At 68.7% G+C, this 19,684-nt stretch carries 18 protein-coding genes and 1 pseudogene; 13 read left to right on the top strand and 6 right to left on the bottom strand.

The features are described from left to right. The first annotated feature begins 68 nt into the window (after positions 1–68). The 5 genes from dbpA to U858_RS0113350 all read left to right on the top strand — a co-directional run bounded on the left by dbpA (position 69) and on the right by U858_RS0113350 (position 4,338). On the top strand, positions 69–1,457 hold the full coding sequence (gene dbpA / locus U858_RS0113370; RefSeq protein WP_025137658.1) for an ATP-dependent RNA helicase DbpA: 1,389 nt from the start codon (positions 69–71) through the stop codon (positions 1,455–1,457). Between the two features lie 173 nt (positions 1,458–1,630). Beyond that, positions 1,631–2,038 (top strand): DoxX family protein, encoded by a 408-nt coding sequence (locus tag U858_RS0113365; protein ID WP_025137657.1) that lies wholly within the window; start codon positions 1,631–1,633, stop codon positions 2,036–2,038. A gap of 236 nt (positions 2,039–2,274) precedes the next feature. After that, on the top strand, positions 2,275–2,418 hold the full coding sequence (locus U858_RS35915; protein WP_175194236.1) for a hypothetical protein: 144 nt from the start codon (positions 2,275–2,277) through the stop codon (positions 2,416–2,418). A 30-nt stretch (positions 2,419–2,448) separates the two neighbouring features. Further along, the gene (locus U858_RS36135; RefSeq protein ID WP_025137656.1) at positions 2,449–3,699 is read left to right on the top strand and encodes a YXWGXW repeat-containing protein; all 1,251 of its coding nucleotides are present in this window, start codon (positions 2,449–2,451) and stop codon (positions 3,697–3,699) included. 99 nt (positions 3,700–3,798) lie between these two features. Beyond that, on the top strand, positions 3,799–4,338 hold the full coding sequence (locus tag U858_RS0113350; protein WP_025137655.1) for a peroxiredoxin: 540 nt from the start codon (positions 3,799–3,801) through the stop codon (positions 4,336–4,338). A gap of 76 nt (positions 4,339–4,414) precedes the next feature. On the opposite strand, the gene U858_RS0113345 is transcribed toward U858_RS0113350, so the two are convergent. Then, on the bottom strand, positions 4,415–5,863 hold the full coding sequence (locus U858_RS0113345) for a CoA transferase (RefSeq protein WP_025137654.1): 1,449 nt from the start codon (positions 5,861–5,863) through the stop codon (positions 4,415–4,417). A gap of 316 nt (positions 5,864–6,179) precedes the next feature. On the opposite strand from U858_RS0113345, the gene phrB reads away from it, so the two are divergent. Beyond that, positions 6,180–7,598, top strand: coding sequence for a deoxyribodipyrimidine photo-lyase (gene phrB, locus U858_RS0113340; RefSeq protein ID WP_025137653.1), 1,419 nt, complete (start codon positions 6,180–6,182; stop codon positions 7,596–7,598). Between the two features lie 187 nt (positions 7,599–7,785). Further along, on the top strand, positions 7,786–9,480 hold the full coding sequence (locus tag U858_RS0113335; protein WP_025137652.1) for a PAS domain-containing methyl-accepting chemotaxis protein: 1,695 nt from the start codon (positions 7,786–7,788) through the stop codon (positions 9,478–9,480). Between the two features lie 50 nt (positions 9,481–9,530). Here U858_RS0113335 and U858_RS0113330 read toward each other — a convergent pair whose 3' ends face one another. From U858_RS0113330 to U858_RS0113320, 3 genes are read right to left on the bottom strand one after another with little or no spacing between them, the layout of a single operon-like run. Further along, positions 9,531–10,205, bottom strand: coding sequence for a hypothetical protein (locus U858_RS0113330; RefSeq protein WP_029953811.1), 675 nt, complete (start codon positions 10,203–10,205; stop codon positions 9,531–9,533). A 19-nt stretch (positions 10,206–10,224) separates the two neighbouring features. Next, on the bottom strand, positions 10,225–11,247 hold the full coding sequence (pdxA, locus tag U858_RS0113325; protein WP_025137650.1) for a 4-hydroxythreonine-4-phosphate dehydrogenase PdxA: 1,023 nt from the start codon (positions 11,245–11,247) through the stop codon (positions 10,225–10,227). Between the two features lie 23 nt (positions 11,248–11,270). After that, entirely contained in the window at positions 11,271–12,425 is a 1,155-nt protein-coding gene (locus tag U858_RS0113320; RefSeq protein ID WP_025137649.1) for a four-carbon acid sugar kinase family protein, read from the bottom strand. A 76-nt stretch (positions 12,426–12,501) separates the two neighbouring features. Here U858_RS0113320 and U858_RS0113315 point away from each other — a divergent pair, with 76 nt between their 5' ends. Beyond that, complete coding sequence (locus tag U858_RS0113315) at positions 12,502–13,383, top strand: LysR substrate-binding domain-containing protein (protein WP_025137648.1); 882 nt, start codon at positions 12,502–12,504, stop codon at positions 13,381–13,383. A 13-nt stretch (positions 13,384–13,396) separates the two neighbouring features. Here U858_RS0113315 and U858_RS0113310 read toward each other — a convergent pair whose 3' ends face one another. Then, positions 13,397–13,735 carry a hypothetical protein gene (locus tag U858_RS0113310; protein WP_081821602.1) on the bottom strand — a complete coding sequence of 113 codons (339 nt, stop codon included), beginning with the start codon at positions 13,733–13,735 and terminating at the stop codon, positions 13,397–13,399. A gap of 264 nt (positions 13,736–13,999) precedes the next feature. Between U858_RS0113310 and U858_RS0113305 the strand changes: the two genes are divergently transcribed. The 4 genes from U858_RS0113305 (at position 14,000) to U858_RS0113290 (ending at position 18,770) form a co-directional block, all read left to right on the top strand. After that, on the top strand, positions 14,000–15,637 hold the full coding sequence (locus U858_RS0113305; RefSeq protein WP_051593564.1) for a DUF1800 domain-containing protein: 1,638 nt from the start codon (positions 14,000–14,002) through the stop codon (positions 15,635–15,637). 25 nt (positions 15,638–15,662) lie between these two features. Continuing rightward, a complete protein-coding gene (locus tag U858_RS0113300) occupies positions 15,663–16,865 on the top strand; it encodes a DUF1501 domain-containing protein (RefSeq protein ID WP_025137645.1) in 1,203 nt (400 codons plus the stop codon). A gap of 175 nt (positions 16,866–17,040) precedes the next feature. Beyond that, positions 17,041–18,243 (top strand): MFS transporter, encoded by a 1,203-nt coding sequence (locus tag U858_RS0113295; protein ID WP_025137644.1) that lies wholly within the window; start codon positions 17,041–17,043, stop codon positions 18,241–18,243. A gap of 32 nt (positions 18,244–18,275) precedes the next feature. After that, positions 18,276–18,770, top strand: a complete 495-nt coding sequence (locus tag U858_RS0113290) for a glutathione peroxidase (RefSeq protein WP_025137643.1) — start codon at positions 18,276–18,278, stop codon at positions 18,768–18,770. Positions 18,771–18,860: 90 nt separating this feature from the next. Here the strand turns inward: U858_RS0113290 and U858_RS0113285 are convergent, their stop codons facing one another. Beyond that, positions 18,861–19,328: an Lrp/AsnC family transcriptional regulator gene (locus tag U858_RS0113285; protein ID WP_025137642.1), complete on the bottom strand. Its 468-nt coding sequence runs from the start codon at positions 19,326–19,328 to the stop codon at positions 18,861–18,863. 123 nt (positions 19,329–19,451) lie between these two features. Between U858_RS0113285 and U858_RS0113280 the strand changes: the two are divergent. Further along, positions 19,452–19,684 (top strand): annotated as a pseudogene (locus tag U858_RS0113280) (EamA family transporter); the annotation flags it as partial.

The raw sequence follows: 19,684 nt of genomic DNA, 5'->3' as shown, positions 1-19,684 counted from the left end.
CTTTCCAGGCGGCCAGGGCTTACACTGTCGGCCGAATCCGCTTTTTTCGCAGTTTCTGCGACCCTACTGTGACCCACACGCCTTTTACCTCCCTGCCCCTGCTCCCCGCCCTGCTCGAGAACCTGCAAAGCCTGGGGTTCGAGAACATGACGCCGATCCAGGCGCAAAGCCTGCCGCTCATCCTGGAAGGCCGCGACATCATCGCGCAGGCCAAGACCGGCAGCGGCAAGACCGCGGCGTTCGGCCTGGGCGTGCTGCAAAAGCTGGACACCAACCGGCTGACGCCCCAGGCGCTGCTGGTCTGTCCTACCCGTGAACTGGCCGACCAGGTCGCGCAGGAACTGCGCCGGCTGGCCCGCCAGATCGCCAACGTCAAGATCCTGACCCTGTGCGGCGGCGCCGCGGCGCGCCCGCAGGCCGAATCGCTGGCGCGCGGCGCCCACCTGGTGGTCGGCACGCCCGGCCGCATCCAGGACCACCTGGAACGCGGCAGCCTGGATCTCTCGGGCCTGACGACGCTGGTGCTGGACGAAGCCGACCGCATGGTCGACATGGGCTTCTACGACGATATCGTCGCCATCGCCTCGCATTGCCCCACCAAGCGCCAGACGCTGCTGTTCTCGGCCACCTACCCCGACAACATCAAGAAGCTCAGCGCGCGCTTCCTGCGCAATCCGGCCGAAGTGAAGGTCGAGGCGCAGCACGATGCCAGCCGCATCGAACAGATCTTTTACGAAATCGATCCGGCCGACCGCCTGGACGCCGTGGCCACGCTGCTGGCGCATTTCCGTCCGGTGTCCACCCTGGCCTTCTGCAATACCAAGGTGCGCAGCCACGACCTGGTCGAACGCCTGCAGGCCGAAGGCATCAGCGCCCAGGCCCTGAACGGCGACCTGGAACAGCGCGAACGCGATGAAATCCTGATCCAGTTCGCCAACCAGAGCTGCGCCGTGCTGGTGGCCACCGACGTGGCCGCGCGCGGGCTGGACATCCAGAACCTGGGCGCCGTCATCAACGTCGACGTCACCAAGGACACCGAAGTCCACGTGCACCGCATCGGCCGCAGCGGCCGCGGCGAACAGAAGGGCCTGGCGCTGAGCCTGTGTTCGCCCGACGAAATGCGCTGGGCCAACCTGATCGAGCAATACCAGGGTTCGCCCCTGACCTGGGGCGACATCAAGTCGCTGCGCGCCAAGGCCGACCGCCCCCTGCGCGCGCCCATGGTCACGCTATGCATCCAGGGCGGCAAGAAAGACAAGCTGCGCCCCGGCGACCTGCTGGGCGCCCTGACCGGCGACGGCGGCCTGACGTTCGAACAGGTCGGCAAGATCAACATCACCGAATTCAATTCCTACGTGGCGCTGGACCGCAAGATCGCCAAGCAGGTGTTTTCGCGTATCTCCAACAGCAACATCAAGGGCCGGCGCTTTCGCATGCGCTACCTCGAGGAATTCTGAGCGCCCCGTCAGCCAGTCCCCGTTATCGGGGTCAAAAGCTTGATGGTTTTGCTCGGGATTTGCCATAATGGCCCCGCCCGGCGCTCCAAGCGGCGCCGGACGCGGAACCAAAGGCTCGCCGTGCGCTCCAATCCGCGCATTGCCCCCCTTAACCATCACAAGAGAAACTCACCATGATCAAATCCGACGACACCGGCAAGCTGATCCTGCGCCTGACCCTCGGCATTCTGATTCTGCTCCATGGCTTGTTCAAGATCACCGGCGGCGGCGTCAGCGGCATCGCCGGCATGCTGTCCTCGCACGGGCTGCCGGGCTTTCTGGCCTATGGCGCCTACATCGGCGAAATCCTCGCGCCGGTGCTGATCATCGTCGGCATCTACACCCGCCTGGGCGGCCTGATCATCGCCATCAACATGGTCGTGGCCATTCTGCTGGCGCACACCGGCCAACTGTCCAGCCTGACCAACAACGGCGGCTGGGCGCTGGAACTGCAAGGCATGTTCCTGTTCACGGCCCTGGCCATCGCCTTCATGGGCGCGGGCCGTTTCAGCCTGGCCGGCAACGGCGGCCGCTGGAACTGACCCGGCAGCACCACTTGCGCCAACCTGAAAGGCCGCTGTCACAAGCGGCCTTTTTTCATGCGCCAACGGCACAAATGCTACGAACGACATCAACGGTCACGCCCGCGCAAACATCCGTCACCTGAAAGCTGTTTCGGATCCATTACAGAGCCGAACTCGCCGCGCCAGGCGTGGCCTAATCCCTACGAGCCCATTGAAGGCGTGGTGCACGCCCGGCGCTCGGCAGGAGATTCCAAATGAAGAAGACCGTGTTGTTGATGCTGGCCATGGCCAGTGCGTTGTCGGGCTGCGTGGTGGTGCCGGCGCGTCCGGCTTATTACCGTCCCGCACCCGCTTATTACTACTACCCCGCCCCGCATTACTACTATCACGGCTATTGATCCACGCGCCCGCCGCGTAAAGGAAACGCCATGAACGCCCACGCCAGGATTCTTCCGCTACGCCCGCTGGCCGCCGCCGTCCTGCTGGCGGTCAGTGCCGGCGCTATGGCCCAGACCTATGCGCCGCCGCCCCCGCCGGCCGCGCCCGCCTACGACAACGGCGATCCCGCCAACGCCAACCTGGCGCCCGTGGACCGCAGCCCGCAGCCCCCGCCGCCCCTGCCTGTCTATGAGCAACCGCCCGCCCCCGGCGACGGCTACATGTGGGTGCCCGGCTACTGGAGCCTGAACCGTGTGGGCTATTTCTGGGTGCCCGGCGCCTGGGTGCTGGCGCCCTACACCGGCGCGTTGTGGACGCCCGGCTACTGGGGTTTTGTCGACGGCATCTATCTCTGGCATGGCGGCTACTGGGGCCCGCACATCGGCTTCTATGGCGGCGTGAACTACGGTTTCGGTTACATCGGCATCGGCTACGTGGGCGGCTATTGGGACCACGACCGCTTCTTCTACAACCGCGCCGTGACCAACGTGAACGTCACGCGCGTCACCAACGTCTACAACCACACGGTGGTGGTCAACAACATCGACAACCGCCGCATCAGCTACAACGGCGGGCCAGCGGGCATCCGGCGGCAAGCGGACCCGCGCGAGATTGCCGCACGCAATGAACAGCATCGCCCGCCCACCGACGTGCAGCGCGGCTTCGCCCGCCAGGCCGCGGGCAACCGGGCGCAGTTCTTCGACCATAACCAGGGCCGTCCCGCACAGGCGTTCGTCGAGCATGCGCCGGAACGCGGCGGGCCGGGGCAAGGGCCGCGGCCGGGCGGTGCGCCGGGCAATGGGCCGGGCGCGGGTTCGGCCAACGGACCGAACGCCGGCGGGCCTGGCGCTCGCCCAGAGATGAATCGCGGCGGGCCTGGCGATCGCCCCGAGATGAACCGCGGCGGCCCTGGCGGCATGTCGCCGGGCCAGGCGCGCCCCGGGCCGCAGGGGCAGCCACCGCAGCAACCGGCCGCACAGCGCCCACCGCAAGCGCAACCTCAGGCCCAGCCGCCGCAAGCGCGACCGCCGCAGGCACAGCGCCCCACCCCCGCGCCCGACAACCTGGCGCAGGCGGCCGCGCGTGAACGCCATGCCGCGCCCCAGAATCGGCCGCAAAGCCCGCCGCAGGCGCGGCCCGAAGGCAATCCGCAGCACGGCGGCGGCAACCGGCCGCAGGGCGGCCATGAGCCGCAGCGGGGCGGCGAACGGCCGGCCCCTCACGAACGCGGCCGCGACTGAATTTTCGCTGACTGAAGCCGGACTGGATTCCCTTCGCCGGCGGGGCTACAGTGCAAGAACCGACGCAGCCCCGCCGCGCACCGATTTCCGGAGACTCCCATGAAGCGCCTTGCCCCCCTGTTCCTCGCCTGCGGCCTGTTGGCCGGCACCGCCGCCCAGGCGGCTCTCAATGTCGGCGCGCCCGCGCCCGACTTCAGCACCCAGGCCTCGCTCGGCGGCAATGTGTTCACCTTCAAGCTTGCCGAAGCCCTCAAGCAAGGCCCCGTGGTGCTGTATTTCTACCCCGCCGCGTTCAGCAAGGGCTGCACCATCGAGGCGCACGATTTCGCCGAAGCCACCGACGAATACAAGTCGCTGGGCGCCACCGTCATCGGCGTCTCGGCCGACGATATCGATACCCTGAACAAGTTTTCGGTCAGCGAATGCCGCAGCAAGTTCGCGGTGGCCGCCGACGGCGACGGCAAGATCATGAAGGCCTACGACGCCGTGCTGGACGCCCGCCCCGAGCGCGCCCAGCGCACGTCCTACGTGATCTCGCCCGACGGCAAGATCCTGTACGAATACACCAACATGAACCCCGAGGCGCACGTGGCGAACACGATGCGCGCATTGCGGGAATGGAAAGCGGCCAAGAAATAATCCGAACCGAAGCCGGACCATGACGAAGGGGGCTCACGCCCCCTTGTTCATTCATCCGCCGTCTTGCGCGTTCCGGTCAGTTGAACGGCCACACCGTGGGATGCGTGCCCGGCGGGCTGGACGGCCGGGTCCAGCGTGCAGGCGTTTCGGAGAACTGCGCCGCGTGGCGCACCGCCACCAGCTCACCAAAGCCGGACGGCGTCGTTTCCAGCAAGCCATTGAAGCCGGGCATCGGACAGTCCAGGCCGCCCTCGACGCGGCCCAGCGTGCGCAGCCAGTGCGCGGTCTGGGCCAGCGATACCTTCACGTGCCAGCTACCGCCTTCGGTGGCCTGGCGCGCCAGCGCCACCTGCGCGCCAAACGCCATCAGATAGCCCGACGCGTGGTCCAGGATCTGCATGGGCAGCGGCTTGGGCGCATCCTGGCCGGCGGCCTGCGCTTCGGCGTGGTTGAACCCCGCGGCCGTCTGCACCAGCGAATCGAAGCCGCGGCGGTTGGCCCACGGGCCCACCGGGCCGTAGGCCGACAGCGACACGTAGACGATGCCGGGGCGGATGCGGGCAACATCCTGCGGGCCGAAGCCCAGCGCGGCCATGCCGCCCGGACGATAGCCCTGCACGAAGATATGGGCGCTGCGCAGCAGGTTGCCCAGCGCGATGCGGCCGTCGGCCGTGTCCAGGTCGGCCAGCACCGACAGCTTGCCGCGGCTGGTGTCGATGAGGTTATCGATATTGGGCAGGTTGGGTGAATTCACCAGCATCACGTCGGCGCCGTAGGCTGCCAGCGCGCGACCGCAGACCGGGCCGGCGATGATGCGGGTCAGGTCCAGCACGCGGATGTCCTGCAGCGGGCGCGCGTCCTGACCGTACTTGGGCAATGGCCGAGGGTCGGCATCGCCAATGCGCTCGATCGTCAAGAGGGGCTGTGCGGCGATGGCCTGGCCCTGCGGATGGCGGTCCCATTCGTCGAAGCTACGCATGGCGGTGACCACCAGGCCGGCGTCGGCGGCGACCTGTTCGAAATCCTGCGCACGCCAGCGGCCCAGCGCCTGCTCGACGGCGGCGCGCGTGGCGCCGTCGCCGGTGGGACAGCCCAGCAGCGCCAGGGCGCCGTCGCGATGGTGCACGAAATTGGCATGGATGCGGACCCAGCCGCCGTCGCCGCAGCGGTAGACGCCGGTGATGGGATCGCGCGGGTCGACGGTGGCGCCATCCACCGTGAAATGGCTGCGGCATTCCTGCGCCGCGTGCAGCATGTCCACCGCGACCTGCTGGCGGGCGCCCCCGCGCAATTGCCAGATTTCCGCCGCAGCCAATGCCGCCGCGGCAATGCTGGCCTGCGCCGCGGTGCCCACCGCGAAGGATGACGGCAACACCGGTTCCGCGCCGCTCAGCACCACATGCTCGAGCGACTCGTCAGGCAGATCGAACGAGCGCCAGAGGCGTTGCAGGACATCGCGAGGTGTCTTGCTGGCGGGGGTGCGTCCTTTGAGAAAGGACGGGCGGAAATCCATCAGGTGTCCCATATTTATTCATCTTGCTTTTGGCGTTAAGTGAATTACATGGCGGCCCCACCAGCCGCGTCAATACAGGGAAAGCGCCAGCGTGTTTCGGGGTTTGACGACGGTGATCGGGCGCCCGCCTGCGACAGCCCAGTGCCGACTTGTCCGCCAGGCGATCGTGCAATGCACACATTGGTCACATCTACTCGTAGTTTTTACACAGTGTGAAAGAGCCATCCGACACGACGGCGGAACCGCCCTGGCCTACCCGCCCAAGATAGAATGCCTGCCTTGCTGCTCGCCTCCCGGCGCGCGCGTTTTCCAGACCGACCGCCCCGTCATGAATACGCTGATCTGGCTGCGCACCGACCTGCGCCTGCACGACAACCCCGCTCTGGCCGCCGCCGCGGCCAACGGCACGGCCACCGCCCTGTTCATCGCGGCCCCTGGCCAGTGGCGCCTGCACGGCGAAGCGCCGGCCAAGGTCGATTTCTGGCTGCGCAACCTGCGCGAACTGTCGCAGGACCTGGCCCGCCTGGGCATCCCGCTGAAGCTGCTGACCGTGGACACCTGGGACCAGGTGCCCGATGCACTGCTGGCCTTCTGCGCCGACCATGCGATCGAGCAGGTCCACGCCAACACCGAATGGGCGGTCAACGAACGCCGCCGCGACGACACCGTATCCTGGCGCCTGGCCGAAGCCGGGGTGGACTGGACGCTGCACCACGGGGCAACGCTGCTCAAGCCGGGCACGGTGCTGACCGGCAAGGGCGACACCTACCGCGTCTACACCCCCTATGCCCGCGCTTGCCGCGAGCGCCTGCGCACCGCCCCCTTGCGCGTCATTGCCGCGCCCAAGGCGCAGACGGCGCCGGCCTGGGGCCCGGACGCCTTGCCCGATGCTTTTGACGGCTACGGCCCCGCCAGTGAGGCCATCCGCGCGCTGTGGCCCGCCGGGGAAAGCGCGGCCGGCGACCGGCTGGACGCGTTTGCCGACGGCGTCATCGACGCTTACCGCGACGAACGGGATTTTCCCAGCCTGCCCGCCACCAGCTGCCTGTCGCCCTACCTGGCGGCCGGCGTGCTGTCGCCGGGCCAGGCGCTGCGGGCCGCGCAGGCCGCCAACCACGGCGAACTGGAAAGCGGCAATGTCGGCGCCGCCACCTGGATCAACGAGCTGCTCTGGCGCGAGTTCTACCAGCACCTGTTGGCCGCCTGCCCCGCGCTGTCCATGCACCAGCCCATGAAGCCCGAGACCGCCGCCGTGCCGTGGCGCGACGCGCCCGATGACCTGACGGCCTGGCAGCAAGGCCGCACCGGCCTGCCTATCGTCGATGCCGCCATGCGCCAGCTGCTGGCGCTGGGCTGGATGCACAACCGCCTGCGCATGGTCACGGCGATGTTCCTGTCCAAGAACCTGCTGATCGACTGGCGCCTGGGCGAAGCCTGGTTCATGGCGCACCTGGTGGACGGCGACCTGGCCGCCAACAACGGCGGCTGGCAATGGAGCGCGTCCACCGGGGCCGATTCGGTGCCCTACTTCCGCGTCTTCAATCCGCTGTCGCAGTCGCGCAAGTTCGACCCGCGCGGCGTGTTCCTGCGCGAATGGCTGCCCGAGCTGGCGCACCTGGACGACTCGGCGATCCACGACCCCAGCCCCATGGAACGTACGGCGGCGGGCTATCCGCTGCCCATCGTCGACCTGGCGCAAAGCCGCCTGCGCGCGCTGGAAGCCTTCGGCAACCTGCCCAAGGCATAGCCGCGCACATCACCGCACGCACCACCGCGCGAAGCCAAGCCGTCCATCACAGCACGGCTTGGGTTTGCCATCCACACTTACCTTTGGCATAACTTCCAAATATCTTGATGTAGATCAACCCGGCCATACCGTCCGTCCCGGATCATCCGGCAGCACCTCGCCACGCCCATCACAGGACGACAGACGCATGCGCAACAACCAGCCGGTCTACGACAAGGAATACACGCTGCACGACGAGCAGTACCTGATTTCGCGCACCGACTCGCGCGGACGCATCATCTACGCCAATCCGGCGTTCGTCGAAGTCAGCGGCTTTTCACGCGATGAACTGGTGGGCGCGGCCCACAACATCGTGCGCCATCCGGACATGCCCGAAGAAGCGTTCGAAGACCTGTGGCGCACCATCGAACGCGGCGAGTCCTGGACCGGCGTGGTCAAGAACCGCCGCAAGGACGGCGGCTTCTATTGGGTGCTGGCCAACGTCACGCCCATCATCGAACGCGGCGAAACGGTCTGTTATGCCTCGGTGCGCGTCAAGCCGACGCGCGCCCAGATCGATGCCGCCGACGCGGCCTACACGCGCCTGCGCAACGGCACGGCGCGCGGCTTCACGCTCAGCCGCGGCCAGGTCAAGCCCACCGGCATCCGCGGCGTGCTGGCGCGCCTGAAGCTGTGGCGCCTGACCGGCGTGCGCTCGCGCATGCTGGCCTGGGCCGTGCTGGCGTCCAGCCTGTTCCTGGGCGCGGCTGGCGTGGCGCTGTACGGCATGCTGGACCGCATGAGCACCGAAGAAATCGCGTTGGCCGGGGCCATGCTGGCCGGCGGCGTCGTGCTGATCTTCGCGTCGGGCTGGGGCTTTGCGCGGTCGATCACCGGGCTGCTGGTCACCGCCACCGACTTCACGCGCCAGATCGCCGCGGGCAATCTCAGCACGCCGTTGCCGCCGGCCAGCATCCGCGACGAGATCGGCGCCTTGAAATTCTCGCTGGAAGTCATGCGCAAAAGTCTGGTCAGCATCACGCGCGACGTGCACCACGGCATTGAAAGCGCACTGTCGTCCGCCGCCGAGATCGCCGACGGCAACGCCGACCTGTCGGCCCACACGCAACGCCAGGCGGCATCGCTGGAAGAAGCGGCGGCCAGCATGGAGCAGCTGGCGTCGACCGTGAAACAGACGGCCACCAATGCGCACGGCGCGGACCAGATGGCCAACCAGGCGTCGGACGTCGCCAAGCGCGGCGGCCAGGTAGTCAACGACGCGGTGGCGGCCATGCAGGGCATCGTGCAAAGCACGTCGCGCATCGCCGAAATCGTCGGCATCATCGACGGCATCGCGTTCCAGACCAACATCCTGGCGCTCAACGCCGCGGTGGAAGCGGCGCGCGCGGGCGAAGCCGGCAAGGGCTTCGCGGTGGTGGCTTCCGAGGTGCGCAGCCTGGCGCAGAAAAGCGCCACCGCCGCGCGCGAGATCAAGGAGCTGATCGAGGCCTCGAATCACAAGGTCGAAGACGGCGTGCGGCATGTGGAACGGGCCGGCGAGGCGATGCTGGACATCGTCGATTCAGTGCAGCAGGTGACCCAGATCGTCAACGAGATCGCGGCCACGTCCACGGAACAGCACACCGGCATCGACAACGTCAGCCGTACCATTTCGGAAACCGACAACGCCGCGCAGCGCAACGCGGCGCGGGTCGAACAAGCCAGCCTGGCGGTGGACAACCTGCGTACGCGCGGCGCGCAGCTGCGTCACGCGATCGAGGTGTTCCGCATTGCCGGCGCGCAGACGGTGCTGCCCAAGCGTGCCGCTGCGCCGGTGCCCGCGGGGCTGATCGCATCGCCGCCGCGCGTGGCACAGCCGTTGCTCGAGCAGCGGGTTTCTTGAGTCAGCGCGCCGGGCGGCTACGCGGCCACGCCCGGTCTGCACGCGATCGCTCAGGCGGCTTGCGCGGCCGCCAGAATCGCCTGCAACTGCCCCGCCAAGCCTTCCCGGGCGGCGGGAAACTTGCCGTCCAGCGCCGCGGTGCCGACCGTGAAGCCAGCCGCGCCCGCGCGGCAGGCTAGTTGAATGCGTTCGGCCGAATCCAGCGACCCCGCCACGATCACCGGCACATCCACGCGGCACACGTCCGCGATCAGGGCCGGCACGTCGACATCGGCGCGGTAGGCCAGCAGATCCAGCCCATGCACGCCGGGCAGGTCCGCCAGCTGGCGCGCGCTGCGGGTGATCGCCTCGCGCGAACCGCCCAGGATGCTGGGATGGCCATGCACCTGGCCAGGAAACGGGTAATAGCGGATACGCGACCCCGCCAGCAGCGGCAATGCATCCGCCACATGCGTGCCGCCCAGCAGGAAGTCCACGTCCAGTTCCAGCGCGGCGCGTACGGACGCCAGTTCGCTGTCGCGATCCTGCGACACCACTTCCAGATAGCTGTGGCCGCCGGCCTCGCGGATACCGCGGTTCAAACGCTGCAAGGTCGCCAGCGGCTGGCCGATGTCCTTGAAGCCGATGTGCCGCACGCCGCTGTCCAGCGCGATGTCCAGGTAGGCCGCGGCGTTGTCGACCGTGCGGTCGTTGCGCGTCAGCATGAAGATGAAGTCGGATCGCATGATGATTGGGGTGTCCTGGTCAGGCATTGTCGATAGGGAATGCGGCCTTGGGCAAGTCTTGCGCGTGCCCGGCCAGTTGAAAGGCGCGGTCGATGGCGGTGCGCAGGCTGGCCGGATCGGCGATGCCCTGCCCCGCGATGTCGAAGGCGGTGCCGTGATCGGGGCTGGTGCGCACGAACGGCAGCCCCAGCGTGATGTTCACGCCCTGCTCCAGGCCCAGGTACTTGACTGGAATCAGCCCCTGGTCGTGGTACTGCGCCACCACCACGTCGAAGCGCCCTTGCCGCGCCTGCATGAAGACCGTGTCGCCGGGCCAGGGGCCGCTGGCGTCGATGCCGTCGCGCCGGGCGGCCTCGATGGCGGGCCGGATGATGCGCGCCTCTTCGTCGCCGAACAGCCCGCCCTCGCCCGCATGCGGATTCAGGCCGGCCACGGCCACCCGCGGCGCCGCCACGCCCAAGGCGAGGCCGCCCTGGTGCGCCAGCCGGATGGCGGACAGCTGCGCATCGAAATCGGCGCGCTCGATGGCCAGGCGCAGCGAACAGTGGATGGTCACCAGCACCGTGGCGATGACGTCGTTGGCCAGCATCATTGCCACGCGCGACGCTCCGCCGCGCTCGGCCAGGATTTCGGTATGACCGGGATACGGCACGCCGGCCGCGGCCAGCGCCTCTTTATGGATGGGCGCGGTGACCATGCCGGCCACCTGCCCCTGGCGCGCCAGGTCGATGGCCAGGCAGATCGCCTGATACGCCGCCCGGCCGCAAGCCGGATCCACGCGGCCCGGCGGCGGCAGCGGCGCCAGCGAGGACGACGGCAGCACACAGATCCGGTCCGCCCGCAAGGGCGCGGCGGCCACGTCCTGCACCACGTGCAGACGATCGGCGGCGCCCAGCAGTGTCAGCGCCCGCAGCATGGCGCCGGGGTCGCCCACCACCATGCAGCGTTCGGCGTATTGCGGCAGCAGCAAGGTCTTGGCGACGATCTCCGGCCCGATGCCGGCGGGATCGCCCATCGTGATGGCCAGGGGTAGCAAGGGCATGGGGGTCTCCAGGGTCGGGGAAGTCATCGGCACAGCAACTTCATGGCGGCCGCCAGCAGCGCGTCCGGGCGGCCGAAACCGCCGGCCTTCATGGCGAGCGCCAGACGATGGCCGCGGTCGGCCACGGCCGCCACGCCCGCCGGAAAGCCCGGCGCCAATTCGCAGGTCAAGGTGAAGCTGCGGATCATCAGGGCATCCAGCAACGCGGCCAGCGTGTCGCCGCCGGTGGCGATCAGGCCGTCAAAGCGGTGGCGCGCCAGCGCCTGCATGGCCTGGCGCGTCAAGGCCGCCAGCACCGCAGCGGAATCGGCCTGCGCCGTGTCCGGCGCTTGCAGGCAGACCACCTGGGCGTCGGGCTGGATCTCGTCCGCGTGCTGCGTCACCTGGGCGCCGGCGGCCCGCAGCGCGTCGCATTGCGCATGGCTGACCGGGTTGGCGCTGCCCACCACGATCAGCACGCGCAGCGCCCGGACCGGTTCGGGCGCCGCGGCCGCCACGCCGCCGCATTGCGCGGCCAGCGCGCGCGCCATGCCCGGCGAGCCCGCCCACAGCACCGATCCGCCCTGCGCCATCACCTGTGCCACCCGGTCGTCCAGCGCCTGCTGCGTGCTCGCGTCCAGCACCAGCACCCGCGACGCGCCGGCGGCGGCGCGCACATGCGCGGCGCTGGCGTCCTCGGTAATGACGCGGGCCGGGCCGATGGCCGGATCGACCAGGTCCAGGATGCGGGAGGTGCGCGCAGGATGCACGGGATCGGCGCCGTACACGCTGGCGGCCACCAACTGGCCATGCACGTACTGGTTGCCGCCCAGCGTCACGCGGCCCGCGCCGGCAAACGCGGGGGCCACCACCAGCAAGTGACGGCCGCTGGCGCGGAAGGCCGCCGCCAGTTCGGCGCGGATATGCCCGCGCAGCGTGGAATCCATGGTCTTGTAGAGCACGTCGCGGCCGGCCAGTGCCGCCGCTGCGGCGGACGCGGCTTGCGCGGCATCCCTTTCCGCCAGCGCCCGGCTGCCGGTGTCCAGCGACAGGATGCGCGGCACCTCGTCGGCGGCGACGCCGCGGCATACCTGCGCCGGACCGGCCCAGGGCAGGAAGGGGCCGGCGCCGTCGGCGGCGCTGGTCAGGTCGTCGGCGATGATGCCGATGCTGCGGGAAAAGGCTGCGGGTGTGTTCATATTGGTGATTAAAATGCATATCACCAGTCACGAATATCCATGATTTCTGACGTTTATCAGTGATGAAAACTCACCAATGACCCGACGCCCATCCCTGAACGACCTGCGCGCCTTCGAAGCCGTCGCCCGCCTGGGCTCGATGCGCGCCGCCGCCGATGAACTGTCGCTGACCCACGGCGCCGTCAGCCGGCGCGTGGCCAAGCTGGCCGACGACCTGGGCCTGGTGCTGGTCGAGCCCGCCGGCCGCGGCCTGCGCATCACCGCCGCCGGCCAGTTGCTGGCCTCGTCCATGCACCGCGCCCTGGCGCTGGTCAACGGCACGATCGACACCCTGCAAGACCGCGGCGCCAAGCGGCCCGTGGTGCTGTCATGCGAACGTTCGGTAGCCATGCGCTGGCTGATTCCGCGCCTGTCGGCCTTCCAGGACCGGCATCCCGACATCGACCTGCATCTGTCGGTGGGCGGCGGCGCGCTGGATTTTGCGCGCGACTCGGTCACGCTGGCGCTGCGGCGGCTGGATTTCCCGGTGCGCCCTGAATGGACGGTCACCCGGCTGATGCCCGAAAGCATGGGGCCGGTGATGGCCCCTGCCCTGGCGGCGGAGTTTCTATCGGGTCATTACGTGGCGCTGGCCTCGCGCACCCGGCCGCAGGCCTGGGACGACTGGCTGGCGCAAGCGCCCGCGCACCCGGCGCCGCGCAGCACGCGGCACCTGGATCATCATTTCCTGATGGTAGAAGCCGCGGCCGCGGGCCTGGGCGTGGCGCTCAGCCCGCGCATCCTGGCGCTGGACGATCTGCGCACGGGGCGGCTGGTCGCGCCCCTGGGCTTTGCACCCGATGGGTCCGACTATGGCCTGATCGAACCTCGGGCCACGCCGGCCGGCGCCGAAACGGCGCTGGCGGCCTTGAAACAATGGCTGGTCGACACCGCGCGCAGCGATAGCGACGCCGCCTGACACGCGGCCGCCATCATGGCTGTTGTGCGGCCGCCGCTTCCTTGTCCAGCCGCTTCATGAATACCAGCAGTTCCTTTTCGACCTGCTTGTCGCCGCGTGCCTGCGCGGCTTGCAGGCCGGATTCCCAGGCGGCGCGCGCACCGGCCTTGTCGCCCAGGCCCAGGCACGCCTTGCCCAGCCATTTCCAGGCCACCGAATAGGCCGGATCGAATGCCAGCGAAGCGCGCAAATGCGTTTCGGCTTCGCGAAAGCAATCCTGTTCGGCATAGGCCTTGCCCAACGAGAATCGCAACAACATGTTGTCCGTACCCTTGGCCAACATTCCTTCCAGACGGTCGATCATTTCCCGCATCACCGGCCTCCTTTGCGCCGCATGCGCTGACTGCGATGGCACATGATAGGACGGCCGGCCCGCGCGGGCGGCAATGGCCCCGCGCCGCGCAGGGATAGCGCGCCGCAGGGGCAAAACGATCGGTTTCCGTGCGTTTCAAGCGGCGTGCACAAGGGAATGCCGGTGCGAATATCCTGTCATACGCTCAGGGCCTGCACGTTGTGCGCCGGACCTGAATACCTGCTGACGACAGGCCTGATCGATCACCGGAGAGGGGCCCGCTTGATGCCATCCTTGCGCTCACCGTCTTGGCATACGCTGCATTCGCGACTGCCGCGTTCGTTCCTGCGCCCGCTGTTGCGCCATCTCGCGCCCCTGGCGCTGCTGCTGCCGCTGGCCATCCAGGCCGCGCCACCCGCCGCCCGGGCCGCTGCGGACCCCGCGCCTGCCGCCGCCAGCCCCCGCGACGCCGAGGCCCGCGCGCAAGACGCCGCCCTGCTCAACCGCATCACCTGGGGCGCCACGCCCGCCGACCTGGCGCGGCTGCGCGAACTGGGCACGGCGCGCTACCTGCAAGCGCAATTGCACCCCGACCCGCGCGCCCGCCTGCCGCCCGCCGTGCAGCAGCGCATCGACGCGCTGTCGATCTCGCGCCAGAGCGCCGACGACGCGCTGGCCGAACAGCGCGCGATACGCCAGGACGCCAAGGACGCCGCCCCCGGCCCCAAGCAGGACGCCCAGCGCGACGCGCGCTCCATCTCGCGCCAACGCGCCGATGACACCGCCACCCGCGCCTTCTACCGCGCCCTGTATTCGCCCAACCAGCTGCAGGAACAGATGGCCTGGTTCTGGATGAATCACTTCAATGTCTATGCCGACAAGAACGACATCGGCACCTACATCGACCAGTACGAAGAACGCGCCATCCGCCCGCATGCGCTGGGCAAGTTCCGCGACCTGCTGGCGGCCACGCTGCGTTCGCCGGCCATGCTGGTGTATCTGGACAACACCCAAAACGCCGCCGGCCACCTCAATGAAAACTACGCCCGCGAGCTGATGGAACTGCACACGCTGGGCGTCAAGGGCGGCTACACCCAGACCGACGTGCAGGAACTCGCCCGCATCCTGACGGGCCTGGGCATCCGCAACGCGAAAGGCGCGCCCAAGCTGCGGCCCGAACTGCGAGGCCAGCTGGTGGAAGACGGCCTGTTCATCTTCAACCCCGCGCGTCACGATTACGGAGACAAGACCTTCCTGGGCCACACTATCCGCGGCGCCGGCATGGCCGAAGTGGACCAGGCCGTCGACCTGCTGGCGCGCCACCCGGCCACCGCGCGCTTTGTCAGCACCAAGCTCGCCGTCTATTTCATGGGCGACGCCCCGCCGGCGTCGGTCATCGACAAGATGGCCAAGACCTTCCAGGCGCAGGATGGCGACATCGCCGCCACGTTGCAGACGCTGTTCGCCTCGCCCGAATTCGCGCATTCGCTCAAGGCCGGCGTGTTCAAGGACCCGGTGCATTACGTCTATTCCGCGTTGCGCCTGGCCTATGCCGACCTGCCGCCCATCGTCAACACGCGCCCCGGCATGGCCATGCTGCGCCAACTGGGCCAGCCCCTGAACCAGCGCCTGACGCCCGATGGTTATCCGCAAGCGCAGTCGGACTGGGCCGGCTCGGGCCAGATGACCGCGCGCTTCGAAGTGGCGCGCGCCATCGCCGCCGGGCCGCAGGCCTTCTATCGCGAGGGCGACGACAAGGGGCCGGTGGATCTGCCGCGCATGCCCGACCTGCTGCGCCAGGACGGCGCCGACGGCCTGTTCGCGCACCTGTCGCCCGCGACCCGCCAGGCCATCGCCCAGGCCAAAAATCCCAAGGACGCCAACACCTATCTGTTGGCCTCGCCCGAATTCATGCGCCGCTGACACGCGGCGCAACAGGAGTCCCGTCATGCATCGCCGCCGCATCCTGCAACTGATGGCCTCGGCGCCGCTGGCTTTCGGCGCCAGCCGCCTCTACGCCGCGCCCGCCGCCGCCGGCAACAAACTGCTGGTCGTCTTCATGCGCGGCGCCTACGACGCCGCCAGCCTGCTGGTGCCTGCCAGCAGCGACTTCTATTACGAATCGCGCCCGTCCATCGCCATCGCCCGACCCGGCGGCGGCGCGGATGCCGCCCTGCCCCTGGCCGACGGCTGGGCCCTGCATCCCGCGCTGGCCGACAGCCTGATGCCGTTCTACCAGAAGCGGCAACTGGCCTTCGTGCCGTTCGCTGGCACCGACGACATCAGCCGCAGCCACTTCGAAACGCAGAACAGCATCGAACTGGGCCAGGGCGCGGCCCGCGCCAAGGGCGGCGATTTCCGCTCGGGCTTCCTGAACCGGCTGGCGGCCACGCTGGCAGGCGGCGGCACCCAATCGGCCGCCTTCACGTCCGAGGTACCGCAGATCTTTCGCGGCGACGAACGCGTGCCCAACATCGATCTGGGCGGCGCCAGCCGCAAGTCGCGCCTGAGCGACGAAGACAACCGCGCCATCGCGTCCATGTACCGCCACACCGACCTGGATGCCTCGGTGGCCGAAGGCCAGCGCATCATGGGCGCGGCGCGCGAAGAACTGGAAGCCGAGATGCAGGCCGCCAACGGCAACGCCGTCTCGGCCGGCAAGCTCGAACAGGAAGCGCGCCGCATCGGCCGCTTCATGAGCGACCGCTACAACCTGGGCTTTGTCGACGTGGGCGGCTGGGACACCCACGTGGGCCAGGGCGCAGCCACCGGCATGCTGGCCAATCGGCTCGGCCAGCTGGGCCGCGCGCTGGCCGCCTACGCCGATGCCATGGGCCCGGCCTGGAAACAGGCCACGGTGGTAGTCATCAGCGAATTCGGCCGCACCTTCCGCGAAAACGGCAACAAAGGCACCGACCACGGCCACGGCACGGTCTACTGGGTGCTGGGCGGCAACGTGCAAGGCGGCCGCATCGCCGGCCGCCAGGTCAAGGTCGCGCAGAACACGCTGTTCCAGGATCGCGACTACCCGGTCCTGAACGAATACCGCGCCCTGTTCGCCGGCCTGTTCTCACGCTTGTACGGCCTGGACAAGGCCCGCCTGGCGCAGATCTTCCCCGGCATCGCGCCGCTGGATCTGAAGCTGGTGTGACCCACGCGCGGGGTGGCTCCCGCGCGTGCGCCGACACCTTCCTGTAAGGCCTTGCCCCTATCATTGGCAGGTCATTGCCCGGGCCCGCGTGCCCGGCTGCCCTAAAATCACGGACTTGTTCCCCTTGCCGCCCGCGCCGCCCGCCGCGCCCCGGCCATCCCCTTTCCGGTTTTCCATGCCCCTGCATCTCATCGCGCTGGCCGCCGCCGCTTTCGGCATCGGCACCAGCGAATTCGTCATCATGGGCCTGTTGCCCAACGTCGCCGCCGACCTCGATGTGACCATCGACATCGCCGGCCTGCTCATCACCGGCTACGCCATGGGCGTGGTGATCGGCGCGCCCATCATGGCCATCCTCACCGCCAAGCTGCCGCGCAAGGCCACGCTGATCGGCCTGGCCAGCACCTTCGTGCTGGGCAATCTGCTCTGTGCGCTGGCGCCCAACTACGGGCTGCTGATGGCGGCGCGGGTGTTCACGGCCTTCTGCCACGGCGCCTTCTTCGGCATCGGCGCGGTGGTGGCAGCGGACCTGGTGCCGCGCAACCAGCGGTCCAGCGCGATCGCGCTGATGTTCACCGGCCTGACGCTGGCCAATGTGCTGGGCGTGCCGCTGGGCACCGCGCTGGGCCAGGTGGCCGGCTGGCGCTCGACCTTCTGGGTGGTCAGCGGCATCGGCCTGGCCGCGGTGGCGGCGCTGGCAGCGTGGCTGCCGGGCCGCATCCCGATGCAGCCGGGCAACATCCTGCGTGAATTCAAGGTGCTGCGCGACATCCGCGTGCTGTGGCCGCTGGCGGCCAGCGTGCTCGCGTCGGCCTCGCTGTTCTGCGTGCTGACCTACATTGCGCCCATCCTGCGCGACATCACCGGCGTGTCCGAACGCGGCGTGACCGGCGTGCTGCTGCTGTTCGGCGTGGCGCTCACGGTGGGCAGCACCCTGGGCGGCAAGCTGGGCGACCGCAACCTGGAAGTCTCGCTGCGCCGCATTTTCCTGGGCCTGGTGCTGGTGTTCCTGGCGCTCAGCCAGGCCATCCACGCGCTGGCGCCGATGCTGGTGATGACCTTCATCTGGGGCACGCTGGGCTTTGCCGTGGTGCCGCTGTTGCAGACCCTGATCGTGGACCAGGCCGCCGATGCGCCCAACCTGGCGTCGACCCTGAACCAGGGCGCCTTCAACCTGGGCAACGCGGGCGGCGCGTGGCTGGGCAGCCTGGCGCTGGGCCACGGCCTGCCGCTGACCGACCTGCCCTGGATGTCGGCGGCCATCGCCGCCAGCGTGCTGCTGCTGACCTTGTGGGGCACGCGCTACTATGGACGCCATGCCGGGACGGCGCAGCCGCCGCAAGCCAGCGAACTGGCCTCGTCCCGTTCCGACGCCTGACCCAGCCGCGTCGACATCCCCAGGAGCCCACCATGAGCACGATCTACGATTTCTCGGCCCGCGACATCCATGGCGCCGACCAACCGCTGGATGCCTACCGCGGCCGCGTGCTGCTGGTGGTGAACGTGGCCTCCAAGTGCGGCTTCACGCCGCAGTACTCGGGGCTGGAAGAGCTGTACCGCAGCCTGCGCGATGACGGCCTGACCGTGCTGGGTTTTCCGTGCGACCAGTTCGGCCACCAGGAACCCGGCAACGAAGCCGAGATCCAGAATTTCTGCTCCACCCAGTACGACATCACCTTCCCGCTGTTCGCCAAGATCGATGTCAACGGCGCCGACGCCCACCCGCTGTACCGCTGGCTGAAAGGCGAAAAGCCCGGCGTGTTCGGCACCGAGGGCATCAAGTGGAACTTCACCAAGTTCCTGGTGGGCCGCGACGGCCAGGTCATCAAGCGCTACGCCCCCACCGACACGCCCGCGGGCTTGAAGGACGATATCGTGCGTGCGCTGGCCGCGCCGGCCGTGTAAGGCCTGAGTGGACGGAAGCCCTGCCGCGGCATGGCAGGGCTGAAACGCCAGCCCGCGTAGGCTGGCCCCGGCCCCGGCCAACGGCCCGCCTCAACGCAGCGGCGGCAAGCGGCGGCGCACCGTGTGCGACTTGACGATGGCGGTGTTGGTTTCGGCGAATTCGGTCACGCGTTCCAGGATGCCGTCCAGGTGCGTGATCGACCGCAGCACCAGCCGCGCAATGAAGCAGTCATCGCCCGTGACCTTGTCGCATTCCACGAAATCCGGAATCTCCTGGATCAGGCCCTCGACCCGGCGCAGTTGCCCCGGCAGCGGCCGGATGCGCACGATCGCTTCCAGCGTGTAGCCCAGCGCCACCGGATCGACATCCAGCGTGTAGGCGCGGATCACCCCCGATTCCTCCAGGCGCCGCAGGCGGTCGGCCACGCTGGGCGCGGACATGCCGACCTGGCGCGCCAGGTCGGCGGTGGTGGTGCGCGCATTGGCCGTCAGGGTCTCGACCAGGCGGCGGTCGATACCATCCAGAACCGGGTTTTCATTCTTTAGGTCGTTTTGCATAAATTCCACCTAAATGAAGGTTCAAAAACAAAACTGCCGTATCAACATCATATAGCTCGCAGGATCGGCCTGGGATAATTTCTCCATCGAATCCCTGGGCCGCAAGGCCGCCTGGAGCCTCCCATGTCCCCCCATTCCGATCGCCTTGGCCTGGCGCAAATGGCCGCCGCCATGACCCTGTCGGGCACGCTTGGCGTGTTCGTCCTGGAATCCGGCCAAAGCGCCTGGAACGTCGTGTTCTTTCGCTGCGTCTTCGGCGCCCTGTCGCTGTTCCTGTATTGCTGGGCCCGCGGCCTGCTCAAGCCCGGCCTGTTCACCGCCCGCACGCTGGGCCTGGCGCTGGCCGCGGGCGCGGC

It is taken from the genome of Achromobacter sp. DH1f, assembly GCF_000633435.1.
Lineage (GTDB): Bacteria > Pseudomonadota > Gammaproteobacteria > Burkholderiales > Burkholderiaceae_B > Achromobacter > Achromobacter deleyi.
This window is presented reverse-complemented; position numbering and strand designations above follow the sequence as displayed.